11 protein-coding genes are annotated in these 12,831 nt (G+C 46.9%); 2 read left to right on the top strand and 9 right to left on the bottom strand.

Annotated elements, in window-relative coordinates:
• Positions 1-105 precede the first annotated feature (105 nt).
• From aspS to H065_RS0112715, 5 genes are all read right to left on the bottom strand, one after another.
• A complete protein-coding gene (gene aspS / locus H065_RS0112730) occupies positions 106-1,887 on the bottom strand; it encodes an aspartate--tRNA ligase (protein ID WP_017813451.1) in 1,782 nt (593 codons plus the stop codon).
• A gap of 96 nt (positions 1,888-1,983) precedes the next feature.
• A complete protein-coding gene (gene hisS, locus H065_RS0112725; protein WP_017813450.1) occupies positions 1,984-3,228 on the bottom strand; it encodes a histidine--tRNA ligase in 1,245 nt (414 codons plus the stop codon).
• 264 nt (positions 3,229-3,492) lie between these two features.
• Positions 3,493-3,615 (bottom strand): hypothetical protein, encoded by a 123-nt coding sequence (locus tag H065_RS28460; protein ID WP_274517939.1) that lies wholly within the window; start codon positions 3,613-3,615, stop codon positions 3,493-3,495.
• 505 nt (positions 3,616-4,120) lie between these two features.
• Positions 4,121-4,579, bottom strand: coding sequence for a hypothetical protein (locus tag H065_RS0112720; RefSeq protein ID WP_017813449.1), 459 nt, complete (start codon positions 4,577-4,579; stop codon positions 4,121-4,123).
• A gap of 118 nt (positions 4,580-4,697) precedes the next feature.
• Positions 4,698-5,204: a type 1 glutamine amidotransferase domain-containing protein gene (locus tag H065_RS0112715; RefSeq protein ID WP_017813448.1), complete on the bottom strand. Its 507-nt coding sequence runs from the start codon at positions 5,202-5,204 to the stop codon at positions 4,698-4,700.
• A 202-nt stretch (positions 5,205-5,406) separates the two neighbouring features.
• Between H065_RS0112715 and H065_RS0112710 the strand changes: the two genes are divergently transcribed.
• Positions 5,407-5,631 carry a DUF378 domain-containing protein gene (locus H065_RS0112710; protein WP_017813447.1) on the top strand — a complete coding sequence of 75 codons (225 nt, stop codon included), beginning with the start codon at positions 5,407-5,409 and terminating at the stop codon, positions 5,629-5,631.
• 180 nt (positions 5,632-5,811) lie between these two features.
• Here the strand turns inward: H065_RS0112710 and dtd are convergent, their stop codons facing one another.
• The gene (gene dtd, locus H065_RS0112705; protein ID WP_017813446.1) at positions 5,812-6,270 is read right to left on the bottom strand and encodes a D-aminoacyl-tRNA deacylase; all 459 of its coding nucleotides are present in this window, start codon (positions 6,268-6,270) and stop codon (positions 5,812-5,814) included.
• Between the two features lie 109 nt (positions 6,271-6,379).
• Positions 6,380-8,560: a RelA/SpoT family protein gene (locus H065_RS0112700; protein ID WP_017813445.1), complete on the bottom strand. Its 2,181-nt coding sequence runs from the start codon at positions 8,558-8,560 to the stop codon at positions 6,380-6,382.
• Between the two features lie 433 nt (positions 8,561-8,993).
• Between H065_RS0112700 and uraA the strand changes: the two genes are divergently transcribed.
• Entirely contained in the window at positions 8,994-10,313 is a 1,320-nt protein-coding gene (uraA, locus tag H065_RS0112695) for a uracil permease (RefSeq protein ID WP_017813444.1), read from the top strand.
• 438 nt (positions 10,314-10,751) lie between these two features.
• On the opposite strand, the gene H065_RS25905 is transcribed toward uraA, so the two are convergent.
• Both H065_RS25905 and H065_RS0112685 read right to left on the bottom strand, forming a co-directional pair.
• A complete protein-coding gene (locus tag H065_RS25905) occupies positions 10,752-11,945 on the bottom strand; it encodes a cation:proton antiporter (RefSeq protein WP_017813443.1) in 1,194 nt (397 codons plus the stop codon).
• Between the two features lie 2 nt (positions 11,946-11,947).
• Positions 11,948-12,442, bottom strand: coding sequence for a cation:proton antiporter regulatory subunit (locus H065_RS0112685; protein WP_017813442.1), 495 nt, complete (start codon positions 12,440-12,442; stop codon positions 11,948-11,950).
• Between the last annotated feature and the right edge of the window lie 389 nt (positions 12,443-12,831).

The raw sequence follows: 12,831 nt of genomic DNA, 5'->3' as shown, positions 1-12,831 counted from the left end.
TATGGTCTTCAACGCTCTACACAAAACAACTGCTGCAAATGGTGCATCACACCTTTGCAGCAGAAGATCATTCTGGTGGTCGTGCTTAAAGGGTATTTACCCGCCTCAGTTTTTATCTACCACTGGCTTTGGCGGTGCCAGACGGATATGCAGCTGATCCAGCTGTGCTCCATCTACCGGTGCCGGAGCGTTCATCAGCAGATCGGTTGCGCTGGCTGTTTTCGGGAATGCGATTGTCTCACGCAGGTTGGTGCGTCCTGCCAGCAGCATGATCAGACGATCCAGACCGAATGCGATACCGCCGTGTGGAGGTGTACCGTATTCGAATGCATCCATCAGATAACCAAACTGTTCGCGTGCCAGTTCCGGTGTGAATCCAAGCATTTCGAACATTTTCTCCTGCAGTTCGCGCTTGTAGATACGCTGGGAACCGCCGCCCACTTCGTAGCCGTTCAGCACGATATCGTATGCCTGTGCACGGATTTTACCCGGATCGGTGTTGAACAGTTCCAGATCTTCCTCGTAAGGACGAGTGAACGGATGGTGTTCAGCTACATAACGTTTGGCGTCTTCGTCGTAACCGAACAGCGGGAAGTCTACGACCCATGCAAATTTGTATACATTATCATCGATCAGACCCAGATCACGGCCGATTTTCACACGCATTGCGCCGAGTACATCAGCAACAACCTGTTTGGTATCAGCGGAGAACAGCAGCAGATCGCCTTCTTCTGCATTGGTGGCTTCGCGGATTTGCTGAATTTCGCCTTCGCTCAGGAATTTCACGATAGGGCCTTTGAATTCGCCTTCTTTGATCTGAATCCATGCCAGACCTTTGGCGCCGTAGCGCTTCGCATAAGGCTCCAGGCTGTCGATCTCTTTACGTGTCCATGTACCGCAGCCTTTGGCGTTCAGTACTTTGACTTCGCCGCCTTTTTCGATGACGGATGCGAATACTTTGGCACCGCTGCTTGCCACGATATGGCTCACATTTACCAGTTCCAGGCCAAAACGCAGATCCGGTTTGTCCGAACCGTATTTGTCCATCGCTTCCGCATGGGTAATACGCTGGAATGGTACAGGAATATCTACGTTGATCGTTTCTTTGAACAGCTTAACCATCAGCTGCTCCATCATGCCCAGCAGCTCGTCACGAGACATAAAGGCAGTCTCGATATCGACCTGAGTAAACTCCGGCTGACGGTCGGAACGAAGATCTTCATCACGGAAACAACGGGCGATCTGGTAGTAACGCTCCAGTCCACTCACCATCAGCAGCTGCTTGTAGATCTGCGGAGATTGCGGCAGTGCGTAGAATTCACCTTCATGCACACGGCTTGGTACCAGATAGTCACGGGCACCTTCCGGCGTACTCTTGGTCAAAATCGGTGTCTCTACATCGATAAAGCCATTCTCGTCCAGGAAGTCGCGGAAAATCTTGGTCGCTTTGGAGCGCAGCATCAGTGTTTTTTGCATTTCCGGACGACGCAGATCCAGATAACGATATTTCAGACGCAGGGATTCGTCGACTTCCACGCCATCTTCAATAAAGAATGGAGGTGTCTTCGCTGCGTTCATCACTTCGATTTCGGTAATGCGTACTTCGATATCGCCAGTTGGCAGATTGGCGTTGATTGTTTCTTCTTCGCGGCGTACGACTTCACCTTTGACAGCCAGTACATACTCGCTGCGTACACGATCAGCGATTTGCAGGGCTTCACCGGAGTAAGCCGGGTTAAATACGATCTGTACCAGTCCGCTGCGGTCACGCAGATCAATAAACAGTACGCCCCCCAGATCACGGCGGGTCTGTACCCATCCGTTCAGTGTTACTGTCTCGCCAATGTTCGCTGCTGTCAGTTGACCGCATTTATGAGTCCTTAGCATGTTATCGTCTCCTTTGATTGTACATAATAAGTATGGATACTCTCACGATAGCAGAGCATATGCCCCGCTATCGTGATAGCCTATTTTGTGCTTCTTTTATTTCAGGTGATCTGCCAGTTCGTCCAGCTTCACATTCTGCTGCTCTCCGGTATCCATTGCTTTCAGCGCGATCTCGCCTCTGGACAATTCGTCTTCACCGAGGATCGCTGTATAGCGGGCCTGGAAGCGGTCTGCCGATTTCATCTGTGCCTTCATCTTGCGGCCGAGATAATCACGTTCCGCCGAGAAGCCCAGTGTACGCAGCTTGAACAGCTGACGTACGGTCTCCTGTTCGGCTGCCTCACCCAGAGCGACCAGATAGATATCCAGACGCTTGATCGCTGGTACTTCGACTCCCTGACTTTCCAGAATCAGCTGAAGACGTTCCAGACCGATCCCAAAGCCGATTCCCGGTTGTTCCGGTCCGCCCACTTCGGATACCAGCTTGTTATAACGTCCACCGCCACCGATTGTATCAATGGCGCCAATTCCCTGTGCTTTGTATTCAAACGCCGTATGCGTGTAATAATCCAGACCGCGTACCAGACGCTCATTTACTGTAAATTCCACATCCATCGCTGTCAGGTAATCCTGTACACGCTGGAAATAAGCTGTGCTTTCTTCATCCAGACTATCGAGAATAGACGGTGCACCGACAAATTTGTCCTGATCGACTTTGCAGTCGAGCACACGCATCGGATTACGTTCCATCCGCTGCTGACAATCTCTGCACAGTGTATCCTTCATCGGACGCAGGAAGCCAAGCAGTGCTTCGTTGTAGGCTGCGCGTGTCTCCAAAGTACCGACCGAGTTAATCTCGACCGACACACCCTGCAGACCCAGCTCTTTGAAAAATTGCAGACCGAGTGCGATAACCTCTACATCAATCGCCGGATCAACCGAACCGAAGGCTTCGACACCGAATTGATGGAACTGGCGATAACGACCAGCCTGCGGACGCTCATAACGGAACATGGGTCCCATATAATACAGCTTGGTTACATCAGGCTCGCCATACAATTTATTCTCGGCATAGGCACGTACGACTCCAGCTGTACCTTCCGGACGAAGCGTCATGCTGCGGCCGCCTTTATCTTCAAAAGTGTACATTTCCTTTTGCACGACATCCGTTGTCTCGCCCACACCGCGCTGGAACAGCTCGGTTTGTTCGAATAATGGTGTGCGAATCTCACGATAATTGAATCTTCTGCACAAATCTCTTGCTTTCTCTTCGACATACTGCCACTTCTCTACCTTGCCTGGCAAGAAGTCCTGTGTGCCTGTCGGTTTTTGAAATGCCATTCTATTTCCTCCTTCATTCAACTCATCCAGTGACTGCGGATACTGACTTTATAAAAAAGCACAAAAAAGCCCCACGTCACTGTTCGTAAACAAACAGGGACGAGGGACTGGATATACCATTCACCCGTGGTGCCACCCACATTTCGAATGCTGCTGTCTCTAACTCTGCTGTATGCGCATAACTCCATGGAATCAGGCAGCAAATACAGCGACAGTCCGGTACTTTAAGCCATTTTACCGGTATACATTCGCTTCATTAAGCGGTTAACGCCCGCTGACTACGCATGAGGTTACTTGGATTCCAAAAGCAGATCGAGTTTCTCCCGGATTACGGAATTTCTCGGTACCATGAGCAGAATCTGCTGCAGGCAGGATATGCTTTTCCATCTTTCACATCATGTTCTCGGGGAGGTCTTTTCACATCGTTGTCCAGGGATTCCTTGCAGCCCAAGGGAATGCCTCTCTTTTCCGGTAAAGGAACTGTACAGTACCGATGATACTTTTCCCGTCCATGAATCATTCATTCAATTACACAATCACCGTCATCTGCTTCATCAATCACAAAGTCAGCACGATGTTATATTTAACGATTTTAATGAACCGCTGTGCTAAAGTCAATACCTTTCGTATAAGTAAAAGGATCGCTGGACAGAAAAAAACCTGCAGCAACGGGCTGCAGGCCAACATAGTATGTTAAAAGGGGGTCATAGGTTCATTATAGAAGCTGATTGTTAAGAAAAGATGTTTCCTATATTACAGTTCTATTACAATAGGTAAAACCTTTGTAAAAATGGTGTATGCAGACTGTTATCTCTGCAATCTCACTACCCAGCCCCCATTTGGTTCTCGCTACGATTATTACCATTCACACTTTATTTGAGTGTCTTTTCAACTATTCAAGAATCTCGACAAAGGCATTATTGGTACGCAGCTTTTGCACTACATTCTCTACATCCGATTCCATGACCGTAGCAGACAATACATATTTCAGATCATCATAATCCTTGTCTGTCGCGTTAATGGCGCTCCATGCATCGGTATCATCATTATCATGGCGTGCAGCACTATCATCGTCTGTAACTTCGTTACGTTTGCCGTCATTATCGATAATGGCAGTTGGCGGGATAATTGTACCTGGACCAGCACCACCGGATACTCCTGCGGAATTACCGGTCACTCCACCTGCGCCTGCATTCAATGGCAACAGCGGCACCATCACACGGCTGCCCTGATTGATTTGCTTGTCCAGACGGCCGACTTCCAGACTTTTGACATCAAAGGTCTGAATAGACGTTCTGGCACTTTCTGCCTGATCTTCGGTACGGAAATAAGCCTGAATATGTTTGGTCATAATAATGGCCTCCTTACTGTACGCAGAATGTGTATTCTGCCCAGTATTTTATTTGATAGGCTTACAAAATGCGGATCGTATCATTACAGCTTGGATGATTGCTTCGTTATAGTGACAATTACAGTACTTTCAACAGTTCACGTACAAATGCGGGCTCATCGTCCGGTGTACGCGATGTAATGAAGTTGCCATCAACAATCGCTTCGCCATCTTTGAAAGTGGCTCCGGCGTTAATCATATCCACTTTGAGCGGTGGATAGGAAGTAATCGTACGGCCTTCCAGCAGATTGGCACTTGCCAGAATTTGCGGACCGTGACAGATCGCGCCGATTGTTTTCTTGGCGTTATTAATTTCAGTTACAAAGTTCAGTACATTCGGATCCAGACGCAGTGCTTCCGGTGAAGAACCCCCCGGAATGACAAGAGCATCATAATCGGATGCACTTACTTCAGTAATTGCTTTTTCAATTGTATATTCGGCTTTACCATTTTTGCCGGTTACCTTTTGGCCTTTTTCAAGACCGATAATATCGGCTTCATGGCCTGCTTTTTTCAATTCATCATAAGGCACCTGCATTTCGGAGTCTTCGAATTCATTTGCTAATAAAAAGGCGATTTTGCTCATGGGATAGTTCTCCTTTCAAGGCTTATGCGTATTATTTTTCAGTTCCTCTATTTTCGTACTTGATAGAGGTGGTCGCTCTGTTATTACCCGATTCGGAGGTTGATCTAAACAGTTATACAGAAATGATTCGGAGCCTTGCAATGGGGTATATTAACATTGTCAATAACTGCTAACATTTAACATAACAGGAGGTGAATTCTAAATGAAAACTCTGGATATGGTTGCTTTGATTCTGCTGATCGTAGGCGGTATTAACTGGTTGCTGGTCGGTCTTTTCCAATTCGACCTCGTGGCTTCCATTTTTGGACAAGATTCCATGTTATCCCGTATCGTGTACATTATCGTAGGTCTGTGTGCTCTATATTGTCTTAAATTTCTATCGACTTCTAGAAATACAAGAACAGACAACACAACAACACGCGCATAATTGTAAAAGGAATGAGATATTTGATCAAAAAACACTCTACTTATATGGAGCAATCCATACAAAAAAGGTCCCGCTGAACACAAAACATTCAGAGAGACCTTTTTTGATGTCTTTTTTCAGGTGTACCTATTACTTTTCAGGTATGCCTATTACTACTGAAGAGAGATTCACATTTTACTTTTATTCTTCCTTATTGCGTACAGGACTATCGATAATCAATGTTACCGGTCCCCAGTTGGTCAGCGATACGTCCATATCTGCGCCAAATATGCCTTTTTCCACGACCAGTCCTTGTTCTGCCAGCGCCTGGTTGAATGCTTCATATACCGGAATTGCCTGCTCCGGGCGAGCCGCTTCGATAAAGCTCGGACGTTTGCCTTTGCGGCAATCACCGTACAGGGTAAACTGTGATACCGACAGCACCTGTCCACCGATATCGGACAATCCCAGATTCATTTTACCCTGCTCATCTTCAAAAATACGTATTCCGGCTACTTTTCCTGCCAGATAGCGTGCATCTTCTACGGTATCTCCGTGCGTTACGCCAACCAGCACCATCAACCCTTTGCCGATCTGACCTACGATCTCTTCGTTTACTGTTACCGATGCCTGCTTGCAGCGCTGGATTACCACTCTCATATTGAATGTCTCCTTTTCTGTATTGATTGCTATGTAGCAAAGAAACCAATCACCGCCATACTGCCGGGATTGGCTCCTCTGATCAAACCATTTTTTGTAAAAAGTATACTTATTGCATAATACGGTGCACGGTATATACATCCTGCACACGCTTGATTTTGTCCACAACCGACTGCAGATGATCGGTATTACGGATCATAATAGTCATATGGATCATGGCCATTTTATTTTTGTCGGAGCGGCCGGACACTGCCGAGATATTGGTCTTGCTCTCTGCAACCGTCTGCAATACTTCATTCAGCAGACCACGGCGATCATGGCCGGTAATCTCGATATCCACATTATAGTTGGCTTCCACCGCTGATTCCCATTCCACTTCAATAATCCGTGCTGCTTCGCTGTTGTCACTCACATCCGGCACATTGGTACAGTCACTCCGGTGAATAGAGACACCACGTCCTCGTGTTACATAGCCGACAATATCATCGCCTGGTACCGGGTTACAGCATCGTGCAAAGCGAACGAGCAGATTGTCTACACCCTTGATGCTGACACCGTGGGTTGGACGACTGCGCTTCTGTTGTTCCGGCGCACTTTTCACTTCCTTGACCTGGGAAGTCAGCTCGATAATGCTGGCTTCTTCCTGCTCTCTGCGCATCTTTTCCGTAAGACGCGTACAGATCTGGGCAGCGGTAATTCCGCCAAATCCAATAGCAGACAGCATATCCTCGATATCATGGAAAGCGAATTTTTTGCCGACTTCGGACAGTTTGTCGTCGGTCAGCCATACCGAAGCTTCCAGGTTGAGACGCTTCATCTCGCGTTCGAGTGCATCGCGGCCCTTCTGTACATTTTCCTCGCGTTTTTCCTTTTTGAACCACTGCTTGATTTTGCTGCGCGCATGGGAAGACTGGGCAATTTTGAGCCAGTCCTGGCTTGGTCCATAGGAATGCTTGGATGTCAGAATTTCGATAATGTCGCCGGTTTTGAGACGGTGATCCAGCGGTACGATCCGACCGTTCACCTTGGCTCCAATCGTCCGGTTACCGACTTCGGTATGAATACGATAGGCAAAGTCCAGCGGTACCGAGCCATTTGGCAGCTCAATAACCTCGCCTTTGGGTGTAAATACAAAGACCAGATCGGAGAAAAAGTCCATTTTCAGGGATTCAACAAACTCCGAAGCATCCTGTGCTTCATGCTGAAGCTCCAGAATCTCTTTGAAAAAAGGAACCTTGTTCTCGATATTGCCGCCTGTGGAGCCTTCTTTGTAAGCCCAGTGAGCTGCAATACCGAATTCTGCGGTACGATGCATATCCCATGTACGAATCTGTACCTCGGTTGGCTCCCCTGTAGGACCTACAACTGTCGTATGCAGGGACTGGTACATATTCGTTTTGGGCATTGCGATATAATCTTTGAACCGGCCTGGCATCGGCTTCCATAGCGTATGAATAATACCGAGCGTCGCATAACAATCCTTGATATTATCTACGATAATCCGAATGGCCAGCAGATCATAGATTTCGTTAAACTGCTTGTTTTTGGTCGTCATTTTCTGATAAACGCTGTAGATATGCTTCGGGCGTCCGGACAGATCCGCATCGATACCCATTTCTTTGAGCTTCTCGCGAATACGATCAATAACATTATCGATATACTGCTCACGCTCTGCACGCTTTTTGTGCATCAGATTGGCAATACGATAATACTGCTGCGGATTCAGATAACGCAGTGCGATATCTTCCATTTCCCATTTGATCGCGGAAATACCGAGACGATGAGCAACCGGACAGAAAATCTCCAGTGTCTCATAGGCAATACGCCGCTGGCTTTCTTCGGACTGGTACTTGAGCGTACGCATATTATGCAGACGGTCAGCCAGCTTGATTACAATGACACGAATATCCTGTGCCATTGCGATAAACATTTTACGATAATTCTCGTTCTGCTGTTCTTCCTTGGAACGGAATTTGATCCGCTCCAGCTTGGTCAGACCATCGACGAGCATCGCACAGTTGTCGCCAAAGCGGCTGCGGATTTCCTCCAGGGATACGGTTGTATCTTCAACAACATCATGCAGAAGCGCGGCGATAATCGAGATGGTATCCATCTCCATGCCAACGACGATATCTGCAACTGCCAATGGATGCAAAATATAAGGTTCTCCTGATTTGCGCACCTGTCCATGATGAGCCTGATCAGCAAACTCATAGGCTTCTTTGATACGCTCAAGATCCTTCTCTTTAATGTAGGCGGACGCCTTTTCAAGTAATCGCTCTATGCCCATGGAATCGTTGTCGTATCCTTTCTATTCATGAATAACATTTAAGCAGTACTTCCCTTAAATGTAATGAAAGTGGTCTGTATCTATAAGATAAATGGTAGAACAAATCGATCTCTACCCGTATAAAACATTTCTTTGAGCATTTTCGTACGCTGGAGCAGTGATTTTCGTGTATCCCTGTAGTCAACTTGCAGACTTCAGTCGCATACAAATTCAAAATGGAACCTGTTCATGCTCACTGCGGCAACAGGTCCCTAAAAGGGGTTTCCTATAATTATGCCTCTTGCGCATAGCCGCGTCAACCGTATTAAATGAAGGGTTCATAAAGAATTAGCCCCCTTTTGAAAATCGTTATTGAAAAAACCATGCAAACTCATTAAGCTATTAAGGATGCAAGGAAGAGAATCGAAAGTATAGAAACGAAGGAGTGGATACATTGCAGCGTGAAATTCAGGTTAATCAGAAATTGCCACTTGGGCCAGGGTTGCTGTTAAGCTTGCAGCATCTTTTTGCCATGTTCGGAAGTACCGTACTCGTACCGAATCTGTTCAAGGTCGATCCGGGAATGATTCTGTTGATGAACGGGATCGGGACACTGCTGTATATCTGGATCTGCCGAGGGAAAATCCCTGCCTATCTGGGTTCCAGCTTTGCGTTTATTGCACCGGTATCACTCGTGCTGACGCAGCACGGTTATAATGATCAGGGCTATTCGCTGGCATTGGGTGCCTTTATCGTAACAGGGATTATTTTTATCCTCGTCGCCCTGATCGTCAAATTTGCCGGGACACGCTGGATTGATATCGTGTTTCCACCGGCAGCGATGGGCGCGATCGTCGCATTGATCGGTCTGGAGCTGATTCCGGTTGCTGCACAAATGGCTGGATTTATCGCCCCTGCAGGTGTAGATGCTGCTACATGGGTGCCGAATATGAAAGTCATTACGCTCTCCCTGATTACGCTGGGAGTAACGCTGATCGGTGCAGTTACCTTTCGCGGATTCCCCAAAATCATACATATTCTGATCGGTATTGTAGTCGGCTATGCACTTTCTTTCCCGCTTGGACTGATCGATACAACAGCGATCCGTACAGCCAGCCTGCTGCAGGTACCACATGTGGTCACTCCTTCATTTAATTGGTCGGTGATTCTGACGATTATACCGGTAGCTCTGGTCGTTATCGTCGAGCATATCGGGCATCTGCTCGTAACCGGCAATATCGTCGGCAAGAATCTATCCAAGGACCCTGGTCTTCATCGTTCTTTGATGGGAAATGGAATCTCGACCATCCTGTCCGGGTTCGTCGGCTCTACGCCGAATACAACCTACGGCGAGAATATCGGCGTAATGGCGTTGACTCGTGTCTACTCCGTTTATGTCATTGGCGGCGCTGCGGTTATTGCGATCCTGCTGTCCTTTTCCGGTACTTTTACCGGCACGGTCGCGGCGATTCCGGCTCCGGTCATGGGTGGTGTCTCGCTGCTACTGTTCGGCGTTATCGCTGCTTCGGGTCTGCGCATTCTGGTGGAACAAAAGGTCGATTACTCCAAAGCACAAAATATGCTGCTGACGACTGTGGTGCTGATTACCGGTCTGAGCGGCGCTACAATCACCTTGGGTTCTGTACAACTCAAAGGAATGGCACTGGCGACTATCGTAGGCATTCTGCTCAGTCTGTTCTTCCGTATTTTGCAGGTAACCGGATTGTCCAACGACAAGAATGACGAAGCTCCACCTGCCAAGATCCCGGATTGATTAGAAAGATCATGGATATGGTGGATTAGGTACAGGTTATACAGTTGATCCATTACAGGTTGGTATCCGATAGATGGATAGGTTGACGTTGTTATTGCGAGTCATACTTTCCGTACATTCCGGAATTGCCGTCATTCCTATACAGAGATAATGTATATGCCTAATTTAGTTCGAATTCAAAAAAGGTGCCCTACGGCAGAATCCGCTGGCACCTTTTTTGGGTTGTTTTAGTTATCCATTCTATGCAGAAATGATCCATTCTGGATAATATCCATTTTTATTTCCCCCTGGGATATTTGGGTTCACCGAACCATCCCGAGCAAGTGATTTTCTTATAATACGATCGTCTCAGAATCTTCTGTGCCGAATCGATAAAATGATTATTCGGCTTACGCATTATAGGAAAATAATTTGCTTCTGTTTTTGATCATGGGAATATTATTTGTTTAGCCGGAATACTTTGGCGATTCCTTTGTAAATCCATTTGGATTCTTTGGTCAGTAGCGGACCGAGAATAGCCAATATCAATACATAAATCGCGGCAAATGGCTGCAATATAGCAGATAGTGCACCTGCTGCACCCAGATTGGCAACAATAATAGAGAATTCTCCGCGTGACATAATGGTCAATCCTACATTGGCTGAAGCCTGAGGAGAGAGATTGGCCGTTTTGCCTGCCATCATGCCCGCAGTATAGTTACCGATCATGGTCAGAATTACGGCTCCAATTGCCAGCCATACTGCGTTGCCTCCCAGTGACAATGGATCAATCGTCAATCCAAAGCTAAAGAAGAACAAGGCACCGAAGAAATCACGGAATGGTAAAATGATTTTCTCGATCCGGTGCATGTGAGACGTCTCTGCCAGCACCAGTCCGACCAACAGTGCGCCAATTGCTTCGGCCACATGGATCGTTTCGGAGAAACCGGCGATCAGGAACAACGCAGCGAAGATTACACACATGAATATTTCATTAGACGGAATATTAAGCAAACGATTCAACAGCGGTACTGCCTTGCGGCCAACAATAAGGATTAGCAGCATATAACCGAGTGCAATACCCGCCGATATCAGGATCCCGCCAATTGAAGTTGCTCCGCTGAGCAGCAGTCCGGATAGTACAGACAGATAGACGGCGAGGAATACGTCTTCGAACATGATGATGCCGAGAATCATTTCGGTCTCGGGGTTGGCTGTACGTTTTAGATCGACCAGCACTTTGGCAACAATTGCACTGGAGGAGATCGTCGTAATACCGGCAATAACCAGAATCTCCTTGAGCTCAAATCCGGTCGCCCATCCATACAGCAGTCCCAGGGTGAAGTTAATACCAATATATATGGTCCCCCCCAGAGCGATCGAGCGTCCTGCCTTGATCAGCCGGCCTACCGAGAATTCGAGTCCCAGATAGAACAGCAGGAAAATGACACCTATTTTGCCCATAAATTCAATCAGTTCCGCACTCTGGATAAACCGGAAGTCCACGATTCCAAATACAGGAGCATGCGGACCGACCGCCATACCTGCAAGAATGTAGAATGGCACGACCGAGAAACGCAGCTTGGAAGCAAGTAGTCCTGCCAGAGCAACCAGCAGTACAGCGATTCCAATCTCAAATACAATATAATCCATACTCAACCGCCCCCTCTCTCAAGCAGCAGTTTCAGTGATTGAATATCGTTGCGTTCTCCGGCAATGACCAGCGTATATCCATCCTGCAGTACATATTCCGGCCCTGGACTGATTTTTTGCTGTGCCGATTCCAGACTGGCAATAATAACGGTTCCCGTATTCTCACGAATCGCGAGCTCACCGATACTTTTACCAATACAGTCCATCCCTTTACGCAGCTTGTACCACTCAATACTCAGCTTGGAAATAGAGAACTCTACCTGCTCCAGCGCAGTAGGCTGGTAACTCATACCGCCGATAATACTTGCAACCTGACGAGCTTCGCGATCATTCAGCGTCATCACAAGCTCGTGGTCATCCGGAGCTGCCGGTGAACTGTGGTACACCTCGCGTTTGCCATCTTCATGGACCACAATCGCTACTTTCTCGCGATCATCGGTCTCCACCATAAATTTCCTTCCAATACCGGGCAAGTCCGTCTCACGAATAATAGCCATACTTCCCCCTCCTTTTTGTATAAGTTAACATTGCCATATACAGTGTATGCATAATGCTACACTCACAGCATGCCTCTCTACACTATACGGGGTACCAGCAGAATGGTTTCAAAAAAAAGGCTATTTTTCGCCTTTTTCGTTCAAAAAACGCCAAAAAAGACGTTTTTCCAAAATATTAACCTGTATTGATAACTTATAAATTGATGATTACCGCGAAATCCTAAAATGAATATTTTACCGAAATATTCATTTTACAGCCTTTATTTATGCTAAATGTGCGTATATTCATCTTCAATAACTGTTATTAAATACGAACGGGTCTTGTTTATATATTCTTATTCGATAGGTATCAGGTTATATCTGCAAAAATGATCTTATTCTATTCTTCA

Origin of the sequence: Paenibacillus shenyangensis, assembly GCF_000346635.1 — a bacterium.
Lineage (GTDB): Bacteria > Bacillota > Bacilli > Paenibacillales > Paenibacillaceae > Saccharibacillus > Saccharibacillus dauci.
Note: the sequence above shows the minus strand (reverse complement) of the source record. Positions and strands in the feature narration are given on the sequence as shown.

Coding starts and splice junctions, on each gene's coding strand:
- aspS (WP_017813451.1), bottom strand. CDS start 1,887: ATGCTAAGGACTCATAAATGCGGTCAACTGACAGCAGCGAACATTGGC.
- hisS (WP_017813450.1), bottom strand. CDS start 3,228: ATGGCATTTCAAAAACCGACAGGCACACAGGACTTCTTGCCAGGCAAG.
- H065_RS28460 (WP_274517939.1), bottom strand. CDS start 3,615: ATGGAAAAGCATATCCTGCCTGCAGCAGATTCTGCTCATGGTACCGAG.
- H065_RS0112720 (WP_017813449.1), bottom strand. CDS start 4,579: ATGACCAAACATATTCAGGCTTATTTCCGTACCGAAGATCAGGCAGAA.
- H065_RS0112715 (WP_017813448.1), bottom strand. CDS start 5,204: ATGAGCAAAATCGCCTTTTTATTAGCAAATGAATTCGAAGACTCCGAA.
- H065_RS0112710 (WP_017813447.1), top strand. CDS start 5,407: ATGAAAACTCTGGATATGGTTGCTTTGATTCTGCTGATCGTAGGCGGT.
- dtd (WP_017813446.1), bottom strand. CDS start 6,270: ATGAGAGTGGTAATCCAGCGCTGCAAGCAGGCATCGGTAACAGTAAAC.
- H065_RS0112700 (WP_017813445.1), bottom strand. CDS start 8,560: ATGGGCATAGAGCGATTACTTGAAAAGGCGTCCGCCTACATTAAAGAG.
- H065_RS25905 (WP_017813443.1), bottom strand. CDS start 11,945: ATGGATTATATTGTATTTGAGATTGGAATCGCTGTACTGCTGGTTGCT.
- H065_RS0112685 (WP_017813442.1), bottom strand. CDS start 12,442: ATGGCTATTATTCGTGAGACGGACTTGCCCGGTATTGGAAGGAAATTT.